The sequence below is a fragment of the Chryseobacterium sp. DT-167 genome (assembly GCF_058310155.1).
The window spans coordinates 195,044-213,562 of record NZ_JBZEEQ010000002.1 but is presented as its reverse complement, the minus strand read 5'-3'; the positions used below and the strand labels follow the sequence as shown (position 1 = coordinate 213,562).

Annotated in this window: 15 protein-coding genes; 12 read left to right on the top strand and 3 right to left on the bottom strand. The window is 34.4% G+C overall.

Annotated features, from left to right (window positions below; genetic code table 11):
• Window positions 1–106: 106 nt before the first annotated feature.
• Entirely contained in the window at window positions 107–1,309 is a 1,203-nt protein-coding gene (locus AC4FQ5_RS03395) for a BaiN/RdsA family NAD(P)/FAD-dependent oxidoreductase (RefSeq protein WP_491141093.1), read from the bottom strand.
• Between the two features lie 292 nt (window positions 1,310–1,601).
• Between AC4FQ5_RS03395 and AC4FQ5_RS03390 the strand changes: the two genes are divergently transcribed.
• Both AC4FQ5_RS03390 and thiL read left to right on the top strand, forming a co-directional pair.
• The gene (locus tag AC4FQ5_RS03390) at window positions 1,602–2,096 is read left to right on the top strand and encodes an acyl-CoA thioesterase (protein WP_491141092.1); all 495 of its coding nucleotides are present in this window, start codon (window positions 1,602–1,604) and stop codon (window positions 2,094–2,096) included.
• Between the two features lie 61 nt (window positions 2,097–2,157).
• Window positions 2,158–3,222: a thiamine-phosphate kinase gene (thiL, locus tag AC4FQ5_RS03385; RefSeq protein ID WP_491141091.1), complete on the top strand. Its 1,065-nt coding sequence runs from the start codon at window positions 2,158–2,160 to the stop codon at window positions 3,220–3,222.
• Between the two features lie 614 nt (window positions 3,223–3,836).
• On the opposite strand, the gene pepT is transcribed toward thiL, so the two are convergent.
• Window positions 3,837–5,084: a peptidase T gene (gene pepT / locus AC4FQ5_RS03380; RefSeq protein WP_491141090.1), complete on the bottom strand. Its 1,248-nt coding sequence runs from the start codon at window positions 5,082–5,084 to the stop codon at window positions 3,837–3,839.
• A 188-nt stretch (window positions 5,085–5,272) separates the two neighbouring features.
• Between pepT and AC4FQ5_RS03375 the strand changes: the two genes are divergently transcribed.
• From AC4FQ5_RS03375 to AC4FQ5_RS03360, 4 genes are all read left to right on the top strand, one after another.
• Entirely contained in the window at window positions 5,273–6,121 is an 849-nt protein-coding gene (locus tag AC4FQ5_RS03375) for a hydroxymethylglutaryl-CoA lyase (RefSeq protein ID WP_491141089.1), read from the top strand.
• A 31-nt stretch (window positions 6,122–6,152) separates the two neighbouring features.
• Window positions 6,153–6,554: an OsmC family protein gene (locus tag AC4FQ5_RS03370; protein WP_491141088.1), complete on the top strand. Its 402-nt coding sequence runs from the start codon at window positions 6,153–6,155 to the stop codon at window positions 6,552–6,554.
• A gap of 194 nt (window positions 6,555–6,748) precedes the next feature.
• Window positions 6,749–7,588: a sulfurtransferase gene (locus AC4FQ5_RS03365; RefSeq protein ID WP_491141087.1), complete on the top strand. Its 840-nt coding sequence runs from the start codon at window positions 6,749–6,751 to the stop codon at window positions 7,586–7,588.
• Window positions 7,589–8,147: 559 nt separating this feature from the next.
• A complete protein-coding gene (locus AC4FQ5_RS03360; protein ID WP_491141086.1) occupies window positions 8,148–10,859 on the top strand; it encodes a TonB-dependent receptor in 2,712 nt (903 codons plus the stop codon).
• A 51-nt stretch (window positions 10,860–10,910) separates the two neighbouring features.
• On the opposite strand, the gene AC4FQ5_RS03355 is transcribed toward AC4FQ5_RS03360, so the two are convergent.
• Window positions 10,911–11,408, bottom strand: a complete 498-nt coding sequence (locus AC4FQ5_RS03355) for a DinB family protein (RefSeq protein WP_491141085.1) — start codon at window positions 11,406–11,408, stop codon at window positions 10,911–10,913.
• 125 nt (window positions 11,409–11,533) lie between these two features.
• Here AC4FQ5_RS03355 and AC4FQ5_RS03350 point away from each other — a divergent pair, with 125 nt between their 5' ends.
• The 6 genes from AC4FQ5_RS03350 to AC4FQ5_RS03325 all read left to right on the top strand — a co-directional run bounded on the left by AC4FQ5_RS03350 (window position 11,534) and on the right by AC4FQ5_RS03325 (window position 18,392).
• Entirely contained in the window at window positions 11,534–12,427 is an 894-nt protein-coding gene (locus tag AC4FQ5_RS03350; protein ID WP_491141084.1) for a GLPGLI family protein, read from the top strand.
• A gap of 155 nt (window positions 12,428–12,582) precedes the next feature.
• The gene (locus tag AC4FQ5_RS03345; RefSeq protein WP_491141083.1) at window positions 12,583–12,837 is read left to right on the top strand and encodes a FeoA family protein; all 255 of its coding nucleotides are present in this window, start codon (window positions 12,583–12,585) and stop codon (window positions 12,835–12,837) included.
• A complete protein-coding gene (gene feoB, locus AC4FQ5_RS03340) occupies window positions 12,837–14,870 on the top strand; it encodes a ferrous iron transport protein B (protein ID WP_491141082.1) in 2,034 nt (677 codons plus the stop codon). The genes AC4FQ5_RS03345 and feoB overlap by 1 nt, the downstream gene beginning before the upstream one ends.
• Before the next feature lie 282 nt (window positions 14,871–15,152).
• Window positions 15,153–16,535 carry a phosphoglucosamine mutase gene (gene glmM / locus AC4FQ5_RS03335; protein ID WP_491141081.1) on the top strand — a complete coding sequence of 461 codons (1,383 nt, stop codon included), beginning with the start codon at window positions 15,153–15,155 and terminating at the stop codon, window positions 16,533–16,535.
• 40 nt (window positions 16,536–16,575) lie between these two features.
• Window positions 16,576–16,800 (top strand): hypothetical protein, encoded by a 225-nt coding sequence (locus AC4FQ5_RS03330; protein ID WP_491141080.1) that lies wholly within the window; start codon window positions 16,576–16,578, stop codon window positions 16,798–16,800.
• A 212-nt stretch (window positions 16,801–17,012) separates the two neighbouring features.
• Window positions 17,013–18,392 carry a tetratricopeptide repeat protein gene (locus AC4FQ5_RS03325; RefSeq protein ID WP_491141079.1) on the top strand — a complete coding sequence of 460 codons (1,380 nt, stop codon included), beginning with the start codon at window positions 17,013–17,015 and terminating at the stop codon, window positions 18,390–18,392.
• The last annotated feature ends 127 nt before the right edge of the window (window positions 18,393–18,519 follow it).

The following is an 18,519-nucleotide window of genomic DNA, read 5'->3' as shown; positions in this document are numbered from 1 at the left end:
CTAATAATAAGAAATTACATAAAGTTTGTCATTCCGCAGGAATCTAAATTTAGTTTTTGAAAATGCGTTGTTGAGATTCCTGCGGAATGACAAACAGTGTATAATATTATTTCAAATTCAAATCCTGCGCAATCAACCACGCCTCGCTCCAGCAAGCCTGAAAATTAAATCCGCCGGTCACCGCATCAATATTTAATACTTCTCCGGCAACGTAAAAATTTGACAACAATTTCGAAGACATATTTTTAAAATTAATTTCCTTTAAATCTACGCCACCTGCTGTTACAAACTCATCTTTAAAAGTTGATTTTCCGGTTACCTGAAATTTCTTTTTACATAAATTTTCCAAAATCGTTTGCATTTCTTTTCCAGATATATTTGCGATCTGTTTATTTAAATCGACTTTTGAAACTTCCAAAATCCTTTGCCAAAAACGGTTCGTGACGTCAAAGATTTTCGATGATCCAATTAACTTTTTAGGATTTGAAATTTTAAAATTCTGGAATAATTCCTCGGCTTCGTCAATATCTTTTGAAATAAAATTTACCTGAATTTCAAAATTGTATTTCACTTTCGCCAAATTAATGGCTTCCCAGGCCGAAATTTTCAAAATAGCTGGTCCCGAAAGTCCCCAGTGCGTGATCAATAACGGTCCGCTTTCTTCGGTTTTCAATTTTGGAATCGAAGTTTCTGCCATTTCAAAACTTGTTCCCAAAAGATCTTTCAGCAAATCATCTTTGATATTAAAGGTAAAAAGAGAAGGAACCAGATCTATGATTTTATGCCCCAAACTTTCAATTAAATTTAAAGATTTTGGAGAACTTCCGGTTGTGTAGATGATATAATCTGCCAAAAAATCTCCCAGGCTTGTTTTTACCAGATATTTTTCATCCTGCTTATTGATTTCTTTTACCGAGCATTTGGTTTTTACATCAACATTTTTCTGCTGAATCTCATTTTGAAAAGTATTGATAATCGTCTGCGAAGAATTGCTTTCCGGAAAAACCCTGTTGTCATTTTCTGTCTTTAACGAAACTTTTCGTTTTTCAAACCAGTCCATCATGTCACCTGGCTGAAATTTAGTAAAAACACTCAGTAATTCCTTGTTTCCACGGGGATAAAACTGAACCAGTTCTTTAGGATCGAAACATGCATGGGTGACATTGCAACGTCCGCCTCCGGAAATTTTCACTTTCTGAAGGACATCAGAATTCTGTTCAAGAATGGTAATTTTATATTTCTTTTCGTCAAGATTTGCAGCGCAGAAAAATCCTGCTGCTCCACCTCCGATAATGATAATTTGCTTCATAAATATTTAATCTTATGCTGAAGATTATTTTTACAAAACTACAATTTTTATAAACCATCTTATTTGAGTAATTTTGAGGATTATAATTTTTGAACTTCAAAGCTCAAAATAACCATAAAAAATAACTTACTTTTTAATCCTTAACATCAATATTCAGTTAGTTTGTCATTCCGTAGGAATCTCAGCTGAGTTTTGATAACACTGTTTACATTCCTACGGAATGACAAACACGAGGTTAGATTTTTTAATTTTTTTGGTTAAAAAAAGAGTTCAAATTAAAACTATTATTAAAATGATTTTTTACCATACATTTGAAGTACGTTGGAGCGATCTTGACGCCAATAAACATCTTGCCAATTCGTCTTACGTGCAATATTGTGCACAAACCAGAATGGCTTTCATGAAAAAAGAAAAAATGGGAGTTACGCAAATGAGCCGATGGGGAATTGGCCCTGTAATCATGCATGAAAGATTTTCTTTTTTCAAAGAAATATTCGCAGACCAAAAAGTTATTGTGAGCCTTGAAATTGATGGATGTGCAGAAGATGCTTCAATCTACCGTTTTTTGCATAAATTTTATCTACCGGACGGTTCACACTGTGCTACTTCAGAAGCAACCGGAGTTTGGATCGATACGATGTTGAGAAAAATGACTTCGCCACCGGATGATGTCGTTGAAGCAATGAATAAATATAAAACTGCGGAAACAATCTTGATGACGAGAGAAGATTTCAAAAAACTCCCTTTCCGTCCGGAAAATATTGATCCGGCAATATTGAATGTCTAAAGTTTTTGAGTTCAAGTCTAAGATTACTCATTACCAATTACCCATTACTTATAATTAAAATATGTTTGAAGATAAAGAACCAGAATTGACACCCATTTCCAAATTAGGAGAATTTGGACTGATAAAACACTTAACGGAATTTTTTCCATTATCCAATGAATCTTCGGAGCTTGGAGTGGGAGATGATGCAGCCGTAATCAATCCGGGAAATAGAAAAGTAGTTTTAACGACTGATGTTTTGGCAGAGGGAGTTCATTTTAATTTGGGATATGTTCCATTGAAACACTTAGGTTACAAAGCAGTGGTGGTGAATCTTAGCGATATTGCAGCGATGAATGCAACACCAACACAGATTTTGGTTTCTCTTGCAGTTTCAAATCGTTTTCCGGTAGAAGCTTTAGAAGAATTATATTCAGGAATTCAGGCGGCTTGCGGAAGATATAAAGTCGATTTGATTGGTGGAGATACTACAAGTTCAAACGCTGGTTTGGTCATGAGTATTACCGCAGTCGGAATTGAAGATGAAGAAAATATTGTCAAAAGAAGTGGTGCAAAACCAAACGATTTGCTTGTTGTTTCAGGAGATTTGGGCGGTGCTTATATGGGACTTCAGATTTTGGAAAGAGAGCACGCTGTTTTCTTGGCAAACCCAAATATGCAACCCGAAATGGAAGGTTTTGATTATATTTTAGAAAGACAATTGAAACCGGAAGCAAGAACGGATGTAAAAGGGATTTTGGCACAGTTGGATATCAAACCAACGTCTATGATTGATATTTCAGATGGTTTGGCTTCAGAAATCCTGCATCTTTCTGACCAGTCAAAAGTAGGTTTCAGATTGTATGAAGAGAAAATTCCGATGGATAATCTGACGATTACAACTGCGGATGATTTGAATTTAAATCCTGTCATGACGGCATTAAGCGGGGGTGAAGATTATGAATTGTTATTTACAATTTCACCAAATGACTTTGATAAAATGATAAACCATCCTGATTTTACGATTATCGGTCACGCCGTTGAAAAAGAAGAAGGTAATTATATGGTGGCAAGAGGTTCTAACCAATTGGTTGCGTTGACCGCACAAGGTTGGGATGCTTTTTTAAGCAATCAGCAAAATGATTAAAATTTAATTTTAAATATTGTGAAGCCACTGCATTTTTTGTGGTGGTTTTTTGATTAAAAAAATGATTAAATTAGGACTGTGAAATTTTATAATTATTTAGCGTTTTCGATTTATCAAATTTTCCATAGAACCATAAAAAAAGATGGTCAATTCGCATTAATCATTAAGACATCATTTGTTTTAACTTTGATAATCACATATGTATTTTATTGTATATTATTCTATTTAGATTTAAAAGGATATCACCATAAGTTATTACCTAAACTGTATTTGTTTCTCATCATGTTAATAATTTGGTTGCCAAATTATTTCTATTTAAAAAAAGCAAAATTTTTAAATAGTGATTTTCTTTTTAGCTATAAAAATGTCCTTTGTTTTTTATTAATAATCTTCAGTTTAGGAAGTGTTTTTATATCTATATCAAACAAAAATAGGGAACGGATTTTCAGAGAGAGAGGTTATTCCCAGGAGATAATTGATAACGGAGGTGCAGAACCTTTTGATCCAAACAAAAAGTCAGAATCTCTAGAAGGGGATATCCGACTTTGGTATTATAATAATTTTAAAAAATAGAAACCCACTACAATCGCAGTGGGTTTCTATTTTTTAAAATCTTATGCTTTCACAATATTCACAATCACCTCCAGCGCCTTCTCCATACTTTCCAAAGCAACATATTCGTAAGGTCCGTGAAAGTTCATACCGCCCGCAAAAATATTCGGACAAGGCAATCCCATATACGATAACTGCGCTCCGTCTGTTCCGCCTCTGATCGCTTTGATTTTCGGCTCGATTCCTGCTTCTTTCATGGCTTTTGCTGCAAGATCAACAATGTGCATTTTGCCTTCAAACTGCTGCTTCATATTGCGGTATTGTTCTTTAATCTCCACTTCAGCGGTTTTTTCGCCGTGTTTCTGATTAAATTCAGCTACTTTTTCTTCCATGAATTTCTTTCTTGCTTCAAATTTTTCTTCGTCATGATCACGGATGATATATTGAAGTTTACACTCTGAAACATCAGAAGTTACATCCATCAAATGATAAAACCCATCAAAACCTTTTGTAGTAGAAGGAGTTTCATTCGCTGGCAAAGACTGAATAAATTCTGCTGCCAAAAGACTTGCATTCACCATTTTTCCAAAAGCATAACCGGGATGCACGCTCAATCCGTGGATTTTCACCACAGCTCCTGCTGCGTTGAAGTTTTCGTATTCCAATTCTCCAACTTCACTTCCATCCATTGTGTATGCAAATTCAGCCCCGAATTTAGCAACGTCAAATTTATGCGCCCCTCTTCCGATTTCCTCATCTGGAGTGAAACCGAGCGCCATTCTTCCGTGCTTGATTTCAGGATGAGCGATTAAGTATTCTGCTGCGGTTACAATTTCTGCACAACCGGCTTTATCATCAGCTCCGAGAAGCGTATTTCCGTCAGTTGTAATTAAAGTCTGACCGATGTGTTTTTTTAAACTTTCAAATTTTGAAGGAGAAAGAGTGAAGTTGCTTTCTTTGTTTAAAATTAAATCTTCGCCCTGATAATTTTCCCAGACCTGTGGTTTTACATTTTCACCACTGAAATCAGGTGAAGTATCGTAATGAGAAATAAATCCTATCGTTGGCTGACTGTCATTTTCCAAGTTAGAAGGAACATAAGCCATGATATAACCGTGATCATCAATCGAAACGTCTTCCAAACCAATCGTTTTCAGTTCTTCCACGATGTAATTGGCGATATCCCATTGTCTTTCTGTAGATGGTGTAGATTCGCTTTCTGCGTCACTTGTTGAATATATCTTTACATAGCTGAGAAAACGGTTCAGTAATTTTTCTCTCCACATTTCGTTGAATTCAATTGTACTCATTAGATGTCTAAAATTTTAACAAAGTTAGCAAATTTGATGCTGAGAATAGGTTTTTTGTATTTGAATATGAGGTATTGAAATTATAAATCAAATATAAATTATTGGTTATCAAAAGAATCTTAGCTTTGTTTTGTACAAAGAACTAATTGTTTTAGTTTTATTATATTTGAGAAAATCAAAAGTAAAAAATGTTTCTTACAGAATGTCCTAGAGATGCCATGCAGGGTTGGGGAGAATTTATCCCAACTGCCAAAAAAATCGATTATATCAACTCGCTGATGGAAGTGGGTTTTGATGTTCTGGATTGTCTGAGTTTTGTATCTCCGAAAGCAATCCCGCAAATGGCTGATTCTGCTGAGGTTGCCGAAAATATTGACAAATCTTTATCCAACACCAAAGTTTCTGCCATCATCGGAAATTACAGAGGAGCCGAGAAAGCTTTGATGCACCCGTCTGTAGATATTTTAGGCTTTCCGTTTTCTATTTCTGAAACTTTTCAGCACAGAAATACCAACAAAAATCAGGAAGAAGCTTTTAATGATGTGGTTAAAATGCTTGAACTGACGAGAAGTGAAGGCAAAGAATTAAATCTTTATTTCTCAATGGCATTCGGAAATCCTTATGGAGAAATGTGGAAATGGGAAGATGTAGATTTCTGGGCAAAACGTTTTTCTGAAATTGGTATTAAAAATATTTTATTATCTGATACTACGGGAGTTGCAACGGCTGAAACGATCTCTGTTTTATTCGAAAAAATTCCTTCAAAATATCCGAATATTGATTTCGGAGCGCATTTTCATAACCGCTACGAAGATTCTTATTCTAAATTAAAAGTTGCTTACGATAAAGGTTGCAGAAGATTTGATTCCGCGATTAAAGGAATTGGAGGTTGCCCTATGGCAAAAGATGACTTGGTAGGAAATATGCCGACCGAACAGGTAATCAATTTTATGAGCGTGGAAAAGGCGAAACATAAATTGAACTTACTCAATTTCGAAAGTTCTTATAACAAGGCTAAAGATATTTTTCATTTCTGAGACATTGTCTCTTAATTTTATTTTAACTAATATGACATCAAAAATTACATATATTGGCGGACTCAGATGCTCAGCAGAACATTTACAGTCAGGAACCATCATCGAAAGTGATGCACCAACAGACAATCACGGGAAAGGAGAGAAATTTTCTCCTACAGATATGTGTGCAACATCTTTGGCAGAATGTGCGTTGACAACCATCGCTATTTTAGGCAAAGATAAAGAGATCAATATTGACGGAGCGTATTGTACGCTTCAGAAGATTATGAAAACCGAGCCAAGAAGAATTGGTGAAATCGTTTGTAATTTTGTTTTTTCTGATATCTATACAGATAAAGAAAAGGCATTTATCGAAGAAACCGCTCACAATTGTCCGGTAGCAAGAAGTCTTCATCCGGAATTGGTACAGACGATGATTTTCATTTATCAATAAAAAAAACCGCAGAGATTTTGCGGTATTTTTTATTAATTTATTTTAATTTTAAATCATAAAAATAAGCAGGGTTTTTGTCATTCTGCAGGATCTAGGTTAGGTTTTAATATCATCGTAGAGATTTTCCGGAATGACAAACATTGTTTGACTCTTAAATTTTCAAAGTATTAAAGTTATCAATTAAATCCTTCAAAATGGCACCAATAATTTCACCTTCCGAATTTCAAAACATTCTTTCTGAAAGTTTGGTCATTCTTGATGCAAGAGCAGGGAAAGGTGCTTATCAAAAATATCTCGACAGGCATATTAAAAATGCAAGGTTCATCGATTTAGATAAAGATTTGGCTGAGATTGGTGATAACCCCGCTTTTGGAGGAAGACATCCACTTCCGACAGTTGAAAAGTTTGGTGAAACTGTTGCCCGATTAGGAATATCAGAAGTCTCTTATATTGTAATTTATGATGATAAGAATGGAGCAAATGCTGCAGCAAGAGCTTGGTGGATGTTAAAATCTTTTGGATTTGAAAGGGTGCAGGTTTTGGATGGAGGATTTGAGAATGCTGAAAAAAATAATTTTGAATTTTCATCAGGTGAGGAAAATTTTGAAAAAGCAGATTTGATTAAAAAAAAGAGTTGGCTTCTTCCTGTTTCTTCTCTGGAAGATGTTGAAATTGAAATCATACACAATTACTCAACGGTAATTGATGTGCGGGATTCTTACCGATACAAAGGAGAATCTGAACCTATTGATTCCGTTGCAGGTCATATTCCGGGAGCAATCAATATTCCTTTTTCTGAAAATCTAAATGAGAATGGAGATTTTCTGAACCCTGAGATTCTAAGAGAAAAATATTTAAAACTCTTAGAAAATAAAACTGAAAAATTAATCATTCATTGCGGTTCCGGAGTTACAGCGTGTCATACAATTTTAGCTTTGGTTTATGCTGGCTTCGAAATTCCCAATCTTTACGTCGGTTCATGGAGCGAGTGGAGCAGAAGAGAAGGAAAAGGAATCGCGAAGGATTTAAGATAATTCAGATTTTAGTTTTTTCTTAGCATAGAATCTGAATGTTTTTTTGATTTCTAATAAACAAAATGACCGATATTTTTTAGGTTTTATCAATTTTCAAAGTTTGAGCTTAGAAGCCTCGTAGTTTCAGAACCTGGTATGTTCCTTTCCTGAGCAGTTACGCTATAACAGTTTTCAATGTATTTTTCTGACAATTTGTTCATCATCAAAGATGCTAATTTGCATTAAATTAGGTCAATTTTGGAGATGACTTCTATCCACAATTATAGTTTCACACATAAATTACACTTTTAGGTAGGAGATAAATTCTAATAAATAAGAATAAAAACAAGAAAAATTATAAAAAAGCAGGAAAAACAAAAAATATCACTATTTTTGTAGTTATAAAAATGAATTTAACCTTTGTTTGAAAATTACATCTCTATAAAGTGTAACAAAAAAGCAATCCTAATAACTAATTACTCAAATAATAAATTCTGAAATCGCCGTGATCGGTAAAGTACCATCTTGAATTAAGGTTCTGCGATTTCATATGACCTTTTAAAAAAATAAATATAAACATATGAAAAGAAAAATCTCCTTATTTCTCATGGTGTTTTTTTCAGTTATTGCTTTCGCTCAGAAAACAGTTTCCGGAAAAATTACAGATGAAGACGGTGTTGCGATCCCAAGCGCAAGTGTAACGGTGGAAGAACCAGGAAAAGATGCTATTCTGGCTTATGGAATCACAAATTCTAAAGGGGAATATAAGGTGACCTTTACTTCTGCAGAATCAAATGTAGATTTAAAAGTAAAAGCTTTTAACCAGAAACCTTTAACAAAACAAATCAGCAATAGTGATCAGACATTGACTTTCAAAATGCAGTCTGAAGCAACGGAAATCAAAGAAGTTCAGCTGAAAACCAAAATGATTACCTCAAGAGGTGACACCATTGCATATGATCTGAAAGCTTTTGACAGTAAAAACGACCGTACTTTGGCAGACGTCATGAAAAAAATTCCCGGAATCGAAGTAAATGCAGACGGATCTATTCTTTACCAAGGAAATGCAATCAACAAATTCTACGTCAACGGAAAAGATTTAATGGAAGGTGGTTACGGAACGATCAACAATTCACTTCCAAAAGATGCTGTGCAGAAAGTTGAGGTTCTCGAAAATCACCAACCCGTAAAAATGCTTCAGGGAAAAATTCCTTCTGACGCCGCAGCAATCAATATTAAGCTTAAAAATGCCGTGACGATGACAGGTCGTGGGGAAGTGGGAACCGGTTTCGGAGATCCGTGGCTTTGGAATGTGAAGTTAACGCCCATGTTTTTTGGTCAGAAAAGCCAATGGGTGGTTAACTATAAGGCAAACAATGTCGGTGAGCAGGTAGAAAACGAAGGGAATATCATCGGTTTCGGAAGCAGCTGGGAAGGCAGAAGAGGAAATGCTTCGCAGAATAATTGGCTGAGTGTAGAAAATGCAAGTGTACCTAATCTTCCCGTAAGAAGGTATTTATTTAATAATGTTCATTACTTATCAGCAAATTATTTAACGAATATCGATAAGAAAAAAGAATGGGAATTGAAGGTAAATGCCAATTATACCAATAACTCAGTTGAAAGAGAATCAAATAGTGTTACAACAGATATCCAGCAGGGAACTGAGTATAGTACAAAGTTTCTGAACAATTTTTATACAGATAAATTAAAAGGAGAATTCATTTTCACTAAGAATGCTAAAAAAGGATTTTTTAAAAATACAACAACATTTTCTCAGTTTTGGAATGCAGACCGAGCTTTCGCAGAAAGAAATGACCAAACAGGGTACAGACAAGGAAATGAGAGTCTACAATCTCCAACTTCATCATTTCAAAACTCTTTAAGCACCATTATTCCTTGGAAAGAAAAAATGGTAAATCTGAAATCTTACATCAATTATCAGGACGATAGTCAGACTTTAGAAATCTCTCCTGCGAATTATTTACAATTCCCTTATAAAGAGCCGGGAAGTACAGCGATTTCTACAATTAATTTCGCACCTGGGACTTCAGCATTGCAAAGCTTCAGAATAAAAACATTAGATACATCGCATTCTGCAAACATCAGTTTTACAACCAAAGGATGGACATTTACTCCGCAAGTGGGAATTGATTTCTCAACAGATCAATTAAATACCAATTTTGACGGAAGTACGCTTACAAATTCTCCTGATTTTGCCAGCTTAGCGTATGAGAATGATTTGAAATTTACAGAAATTACACCTTCGGCTTCAGTAGGCATCAACTACAAATCTGACGCTTGGAGTGTATTTGCCAATGTTCCGGTTAATTTTAACAATATTAAAGCTGAGGATGCTTTCAGAACCGTATCTAAATCTTTAAATAAAACGACTTTTACACCGAATGCATTTGTCCAATATAGTTTTGCTTCATTTTTTAAAGCAAGTGTAAATGGAAACATCAGTAATAATTTTGGAGATATTCAAACCGCTTACGCAGGATATATTTTAACAAGTCCGGGAGGATTTAATGTGATGGATCCTAAAAACCCTATTCCACAGACAAACTCTAAGAGTGGAAACGCAAGATTGGAATACAGAAACCCATTAAACAATCTTTTCTTTAATGTAAACTATAGACTAAGTGATACTAAGAATAATTTATTGGCTTCGAGCGCAGTAAACGAATTAGGCTTTAGTGTAGTTGAATATATCGAAAGTGAAAACAAAAGATCAAGCAACGGTTACTATGTAGAAGTAGGAAAATATTTTCCGAAATTTAAGACGAACGCTTCAGTAACTTTTAATGATACAACATCGAAGTCTCAATCTAGAAGAAATGAGCAGGATATCAACACAAAAACAGATGCTAATTCTTTAGGATTTAAATTTAACAATACTTATTTCTCTTGGATGAGTGTAGATTTTAATTTCACAAAAACCTGGAATAAGCAATCAAACGGCATTATCAGCAGCGACCTTGGTAAAACAGAAAACTATACCCATAATCTAAATATATTTTTCTATCCTTTAGAAAATCATACGGTTGGTTTCTATTGGGATCAGATTAACTCAAATTTAGGTGATACCAAACTGAGTAATGGTTTCTTTGATTTGTCTTATCAATACACTTGGGCTGCAAAAAAAGTAGATTTCGAATTGAAATGGATGAATATTGCAGACAAAAAAGTATTTGAAAGAATCAGCGTTGGTGATGCTACGATTAGCAGAACAACAATGCAGTTGAGACCAAGCCAGGTTATGCTGGCAGTAAAGTTCAACTTTAAATAAAAACAAAAAACCAATCTCATGAAGATTGGTTTTTTTATTAAAATCACATATTTAAAAATTTTCCAGATCTGCAGTCGGGCCATAACTTCCGGGAAGCTGAATATCATTTAACCTATAATATACTCCCAATTGCGCTCGGTGATGGGTAATTTGGCTTAAACTATGACGTATTGCGCCATATTTCGTCCACGAAGAAAGCACATGACCATCGTTTTTTAAAGACCATGTTGGCTCAAGATCTTCTTCAGTTGCATTTTCCAAAGCTTCTTTGCTGACTTTGTAATTATCTTCAAATGTTTTGAGCAAATCTTCTTTTGTGGTGAGAAGTTTGGGTTGCATTCCTCCTTGAGCTAAGTCTATTTCAGAACTGTTGAGCATAAACCCAGCCCAGCCAAAAATTTCTGCAATATGAGTGACCAAATGTGCCATTTTCATGCTTTTTGGATGTGGCGCATAATCGTTTTTATCTTCAGGATAAATTTCAAAAAACTTTTTTGTCGTTTGATATTCGGCTTCTAGCTCGTCTCTGAATTGTTTTAATGTGTCCATACAATATTTGTTTTAGGTTACTTTAAATTTAAAAAAAATTGATAAAATAGATGTGAACAAAATTTTAATAAAAAAACTGTAACAAAAATGCACAACTGCTAACTAATTATGTAAACGTTATTAAAATGAAAAATTTATTTTCAATAGTATTGATTGCAGCTTTTGCAATTGCTAATGCACAGGAAACGGCAAACAGATTTTTTTATGAATTGACTTATGCGCCGAATAAAGATTCTTTAGAAAAAAAGAACAAGGAAATGACAATTCTTGATATTACGAAAGATAAATCCATTTATAGAGATTATCTTGCGGTTTCTCAAGACTCAATTTTAAAAGTTGAAGTTGAGGCAATGCAAAAAGCTGGAACATTTAAAGATCTTTCAAAGTCTGTAAAGCAGCCAAAATTCTCTCATATTATTACCAAGACTTACCCATCAATGAATGTTTCTTATGCAGATTACATTCTTCAGGATAAAGTAAGTTATAAAGACGACAAACCTCTGGATTGGAAAATTTCTAGTGATAAAGCTAAAATTGGAGAATACAATACACAAAAAGCAACAGCTTCATTTGGTGGTAGAAATTGGATCGCTTGGTTTACTACAGATATTCCTTTTCAGGATGGACCATATAAATTTAAAGGTTTGCCTGGTTTAATTATAAAAGTGGAAGACGATGCTAAAAATTATTCTTGGGAATTAAAAGGGAATAAAAAAATTGCAGATTACAATCCTGAAAGTTATTCAGAGAAATTGATGAAACAATTCGGTCAAGGAAGAAACAATCTCGAAGTAAACAGAGAAAAGTTTGAGCAAATGTATGCAGCATATAAAAAAGATCCTTTCGGAAGTATCAGATCTCAATTGTCACAAATTCCGGCAGACGCAAAAATGCCCGATGGAACTTCAATGTCTCAAATGATGAGAGACGCAGAAGATAGAATAAAAAAGCAGTTAAGTGAAAATAGCAATTCTATTGAAGTAAGTGCAACAACAGAAAAAACAAAAAGTAAAAAATAACATTCATATTTAACTCAGCTATATTGAAATAAACCCAAATGCAGGAATGTATTTGGGTTTATTGTTTTTCATGATAGTTTCTTTGAATATTTAAAATCACTCTTATTTAGATTAAATTTAAATAGAGTATATTTGCACGTACAAAAATATAGGTATTGAAAGATAACTATTCATATAAATTAAACCGCTTTCCTAAGAATAAGCTTGGGAAAATTTTGGGCTATGATAACGATCAGCTAAAAATGCCCAACAAAATCATAGAGATGGGGCTTTTGCCTGAAACTGTTTTCAGAATTCTGTATCAGGCTCCTTTCAATGGTCCTCTTTATGTAGAATTTGGCGAAGAAAAAAGCCGGATTGCATTACGTAAAGAAGAAGGAGAGTTTATTATTGTAGAAGACTGGAATTGATGCAGGAAAAAAATAAAAAACAGATACTTTTAGTAGGCAACCCAAACGTAGGAAAATCGACACTTTTTAACGCTTTATGCAACAAAAAGCAGAAGACAGGAAATTACGCGGGGGTTACCGTTGCAAGTCATTCAGGATCGTATATTTATAAAAATGAAGAGATTGAGGTTATAGATCTTCCCGGATCGTATAGCATTTATCCGAGTTCGGAAGATGAAGCTATTTTTTCTAAATTTCTTCTGGAAGCTCAAAAAGATTTTGCCGGAGTTGTTTATATTTTAGAGGCTTTAAGCTTAAAAAGAGGATTGCTTTTATTTCAGCAGATTCAGGATTTGGGTGTTCCGATGATTTTGGTCGTTAACCAAATGGATCAGGCTGAAAGAAGAGGAATCAACATCGATATCGAAAAGTTTTCCGAAGCTTTGAATATCAAAATTATTCAGACTAATGCGAAGGAACAGTTAGGAATTGAAGCGATTCAGGAAGCTGTTTTGAGTAATGATTTTGCTAAAACAGAGAAACCATCATTTGAAATTCCTGCCGAACATAAAGATTTTTTAGACAAAGTTGCTGCTCACAAACCGTTTGATAATCAGTATAAAGCATGGATGAGTCTTTCGATTGGCGCAGATCTAAATAAATTAGACTCCGCAACAGAATTAATTAACGATCCTGAATCTAAAAGTCTGGTTCCGAAAAGATTGCAGGTGCAGGAAGTTGTTAGGAGATACCAAAATATTGATAAAATTTTATCAAATGTTATTTCTAAAAAACCGCAGTTTAAAGAATTATTGACTGAGGAATTAGACAAAGTTCTTGTTCATCCGATTTTTGGTTATGTTGTTTTTATTGGGATTTTACTGATTATTTTCAACAGCGTTTTCTTCCTTGCAGAATATCCGATGAATTGGATTGATGAGTTTTTTGCGTGGCTTTCGGCGTTTAGTAAAGAGCATTTACCGGAAGGTCCAATCAATTCATTAATCTCAGACGGAATTGTTCCCGGGTTAGGGGGAATCATCATTTTCGCACCCCAAATCGGGATTTTATTATACTTCCTTTATCTTTTGGAAGATTCAGGATATATGGCAAGAGTTATTTTTCTGATGGATAGATTTTTGCGACCATTTGGGTTAAACGGGAAAAGTATCGTTCCGTTGGTTTCAGGAACGGCTTGTGCAATTCCTGCTGTGATTTCCACAAGAAATATTGAGAATTTCAGAGAACGATTACTTACGATTTTGGTGACACCTTTTATGACCTGTTCAGCGAGGCTGCCTGTTTACAGTATTATCATTGGACTGATCATTTCAGATAAAACTTTTTTTGGAATTCAATATAGAGCTTTGGTGCTTTTGGCAATGTATCTTTTAGGCTTTTTTGTAGCACTTCTTTCAGCAGCGATCTTGAAAGGTTTTATTAAAAATAAAGGAAAAACCTATTTGGTAATGGATTTGCCGACTTATAAAAAACCTCTTTTCGGATATGATCTGAAAATGGTCTTAGGGAAAGTCTGGGATTTTATTACCGGAGCGGGGAAAATTATATTTATCGTAAGTATCATTATTTGGTGTCTGAGTTATTTCGGACCGAAGCAAAATCCGGATCAGATGGTTGCTACAGATGTACATCTCGATCATTCATATTTAGCTAAAATGGGAAAAGCAATAGAACCCGCAATTGCACCTCTTGGATACGACTGGAAAATGGGAGTCGGAATTTTAACAAGTTTTGTGGCAAGAGAAGTTTTCGTGGGCACGATGTCTACTTTATATAGTTTAGATGATGACGCTCCGGAAGGTAAAGTAATCGATAAAATGCGAATGGATGTAAAACCAAATGGCGAAAAAGTCTTTAGTTTTGCGACTGGCATTTCGGTTTTACTGTTTTATGCGTTTGCAATGCAATGTGTTTCTACCATTGCAGTAGTTTACAGAGAAACCAAAAGCTGGAAATGGACTGGCTTTCAGGTGATAATGATGACTGGTTTGGCATATTTTGTGTCATTAATAGCTTATCAAATCTTAAAATAATGGATTCTTCCTTAATTTTTCAATACATAATTATCGTTCTTGTGGTACTTTTTGCCTGCTATTCTTTATTTAGATTAATCAGGAAAAGCTTTGCACCAAAGAAATTTGATTCTAAAAGATCGGGTTGCGATAAAGATTGCGGATGTTCTTAATACTTTTCCAAACCAAAAATTTAACAAAGAAAATGATGCCTTTACAGAAATAACAACTTACTAACGTTAAGCATATTTCATCAATCGATCTTTGTTTTATTCGTATTTTTGCAAAAACATTTTTAATAGTATGTCATTAATAAAAAGTATCTCCGGAATCAGAGGAACGATTGGCGGAAAAGTAAATGATAACCTGACGCCGCTTGATGTTGTGAAATTTGCTTCTGCATTCGGAACTTGGCTTCAAAATAATAAAAACAAAAAAGATTTAACATTAGTTATCGGTCGTGATGCAAGAATTTCAGGTTCAATGGTTAATTCTTTAGTTTGCGCAACTTTGCAAGGGTTGGGAATCCATGTTGTAGATTTAGGACTTTCTACGACACCAACTGTAGAAATAATGGTTCCTGAGCTGAATGCTGATGGCGGAATTATTCTTACAGCTTCTCACAATCCAAAACAATGGAATGCACTGAAGTTATTAAATGAAAAAGGGGAATTCATCAACGGAGAAAATGGTGCTGAGGTTTTAGCATTGGCAGAGGCTGAAGATTTCAATTATGCTGAAGTTGACGATTTAGGAAAATACGAAACAAGAAATGATGCTTTTGATATTCATATTCAGCAGATTCTTGATTTGCCGATGGTAGATGTGGAAGCCATTAAAGCTAAAAAATATAAAATTGTTTTAGATGCAGTAAATTCTACAGGTGGAATTGCAATTCCGATGCTTTTAGATAAATTGGGCTGCGAAACGGTAAAATTATATTGCGAACCAAACGGACAATTCCCGCACAATCCTGAGCCTCTGAAAGAACATTTAGGAGATATTTGCGAATTGGTGATTAAAGAAAAAGCAGATTTTGGCGTTGTAGTAGATCCGGATGTTGACAGATTGGCTTTAGTTGATGAAAATGGAGAAATGTTCGGTGAAGAATATACTTTGGTTGCGGTTGCAGATTATCTGTTGAAAAACAAAAACGGAGTTGCCATTTCAAATCTTTCTTCAAGCCGTGCTTTGAGAGATGTTGCAAAGACTCACAATTCAGAATACTTCGCAAGTGCTGTAGGAGAAGTGAATGTGGTGAATTTAATGAAAGAAAAAAAGGCCGTAATCGGTGGTGAAGGAAACGGTGGAATTATCTATCCTGAACTTCATTACGGAAGAGATTCTTTGGTAGGGGTTGCTTTGTTTTTGACGCATTTAGCAAAAGAAAACAAAACGGTTTCCGAGTTGAGAGCAGGCTACCCAAGTTACTTCATGGGAAAAAAGAAAATAGAACTGACTCCTGAAATAAATGTTGATGATCTTTTAACTAAAATGGAAAAAGAGTATCAAAATGAAGAGGTTTCTACGGTAGACGGAGTAAAAATAGATTTTGAAAACAAATGGGTTCACCTGAGAAAGTCAAATACAGAACCGATTATCAGAATTTATACAGAGGCTTTCTCACAAGAAGAAGCCGACAAATTAGGCGATGATATGATTGAAAAGATAAAAAGTTTGATTTAAATTCAGAATTTTTGTACATTTAATATAGAAAAATAGTACGATGACAATTACCATTAACCCTAAAAACAAGCAAGAACTCGCCAAAATTAAAGAAATTTTGAAAGCGGAGGACATTGATTTTGTAGAAGAAAATTCAGAGGAAGATTGGTATGATGAACTTTCGGATGCTGAAAAAAAATCAATAGAATTGGGATTAGAAGATATTGAAGAAGGTAGAGTAGTTGCCCATTCTGAAGTAAAAAAGCTTTATGAAAAGTGGTTATGAAATCGTTTGGTCTGATCAAAAATTAGATATTCGTAAAGTGGTGATAGCAAAGTTTAATACTTTGTACTATAAAATAGAAAATGAAAAGATTGAAATTATTTCATTTTTTTCAAATCGACAAAATCCTAACAATAGGAAATTTTAATTAAAAAAAGTTTTTTCGAAGTTTATAAAATAATTTTGAACTTTGAAAATAACGCTGAGATACTATATTGGAAGAATATTTTGGAAATGAACTGGTGAAAAAGTTCGAGGAAATGATGGAAAATAATGATGAATTCTACTTCGACACCGAAGAATTAGATGATATTATTGTTTATTATCTGGAGTTGGGAGATTTTAATTATGCCGATATGGCAGTCAATTACGGTCTCAAACTTCATCCCAATTCTTTGGATATCAAGATCAAAAAACTTGAAGTGCTCTTAGAATGGGAAGATTATAATACGGCGAAGGAAATGATCGACGAGTTAAAAGGTTCTTCTATGGAGAATACAGACTTTTTGGTATGCTACGCAAAGTATTATTCGAATTTAGGAAATCCTAGAAAATCTATTGAAATCTGCAAAAAAGCTTTAGAATTAAACGAAGAAGAAAACTTCCTGAATAATTTTATTGCAGACGAATATGTGAATTTGGGAGATCCTTTTAACGCTCTTAAACATTATCAGCAGGCATTGAAAGACGATCCTACGGATGAATATTCTCTGGAGAACGCAATGATCTGTTTCAATGAGCTGAATAAGAGTGAGGAAGCAATCGCTTTCCTGAATGACTATCTAGACAATTTTGCGTACTCAGAAGTAGCGTGGAGCGAGTATGGACAGTATTATTTCAACAGAAAAAACTATGAAGAAGCCATTAAAGGTTTCGACTATATGTTGGCAATCAATTCCGGCGCTGTTGGGGTGTATGCAAGTAAAGCAGCTTGTTATGAAGCTTTAAATCAATACAAAAAAGCAATTGAGGTTTATGAAGAAATGCTTGAGCTGGAATATACAAAAGCGTTTACATTTTATAAAATAGGATTGTGTTATAAGGCTTTAAAACAGCCGACAGTGGCTTTAAATTATTTTCAGAAATCATTGAGAGAAGATCCTCAGTTTTATCTGGCAATGATGGAGCAGTCTTATCTTTATGAAGAAATGGGCGGAATGCCGGAAGCTCTGCACTTCGCAAGGGAAGCTACTTTGCTGAATGACGGAAACCTTGAGTATCAGAAAAGACTGGCGTTCTTGTTTATCGATTCAGGTAAGTTTGAAGAAAGTCTTTCTTGTCTGAAGAAATTGGTAGATGCAGAACCTTCGAGATTTTATAATTGGTATGCCTATACTGAAGTTTTGATGTTGGTTGGTGAATATGAAGAAGCAGTCACTGTTTTGATTGCAGCCTTGGAACATCATGACCGTGCAGAATTGTATTACCAGCTGAGCAATTGCTATTTCAATCTAAAAAATAATAGCAAAGGTACTGAAACACTACTGAAAGCCTTAGAGCTAGATCCTTCGCTGATTACAGATATGCAGAAAAAATATCCATACATCAAAGACGAGGTGAAAAAAGTGAAAGCTAAAGTGAAGAAAAAAAATTAAGGTAGGAGCCTGAGAGCGAAGTTTTAATCTTTGCTTAAAATAGAAAAACCTTAATAGTTCTAATATTTTTTTGAATATCCGTTTTAATCTAAATTAATTGCAAGAATTAAAGTAGATAATCAAAATC

Coding starts and splice junctions, on each gene's coding strand:
- AC4FQ5_RS03365 (WP_491141087.1), top strand. CDS start 6,749: ATGGCACCAATAATTTCACCTTCCGAATTTCAAAACATTCTTTCTGAA.
- glmM (WP_491141081.1), top strand. CDS start 15,153: ATGTCATTAATAAAAAGTATCTCCGGAATCAGAGGAACGATTGGCGGA.
- AC4FQ5_RS03330 (WP_491141080.1), top strand. CDS start 16,576: ATGACAATTACCATTAACCCTAAAAACAAGCAAGAACTCGCCAAAATT.
- thiL (WP_491141091.1), top strand. CDS start 2,158: ATGTTTGAAGATAAAGAACCAGAATTGACACCCATTTCCAAATTAGGA.
- AC4FQ5_RS03375 (WP_491141089.1), top strand. CDS start 5,273: ATGTTTCTTACAGAATGTCCTAGAGATGCCATGCAGGGTTGGGGAGAA.
- AC4FQ5_RS03390 (WP_491141092.1), top strand. CDS start 1,602: ATGATTTTTTACCATACATTTGAAGTACGTTGGAGCGATCTTGACGCC.
- AC4FQ5_RS03350 (WP_491141084.1), top strand. CDS start 11,534: ATGAAAAATTTATTTTCAATAGTATTGATTGCAGCTTTTGCAATTGCT.
- AC4FQ5_RS03355 (WP_491141085.1), bottom strand. CDS start 11,408: ATGGACACATTAAAACAATTCAGAGACGAGCTAGAAGCCGAATATCAA.
- AC4FQ5_RS03395 (WP_491141093.1), bottom strand. CDS start 1,309: ATGAAGCAAATTATCATTATCGGAGGTGGAGCAGCAGGATTTTTCTGC.
- feoB (WP_491141082.1), top strand. CDS start 12,837: ATGCAGGAAAAAAATAAAAAACAGATACTTTTAGTAGGCAACCCAAAC.
- AC4FQ5_RS03360 (WP_491141086.1), top strand. CDS start 8,148: ATGAAAAGAAAAATCTCCTTATTTCTCATGGTGTTTTTTTCAGTTATT.
- pepT (WP_491141090.1), bottom strand. CDS start 5,084: ATGAGTACAATTGAATTCAACGAAATGTGGAGAGAAAAATTACTGAAC.
- AC4FQ5_RS03370 (WP_491141088.1), top strand. CDS start 6,153: ATGACATCAAAAATTACATATATTGGCGGACTCAGATGCTCAGCAGAA.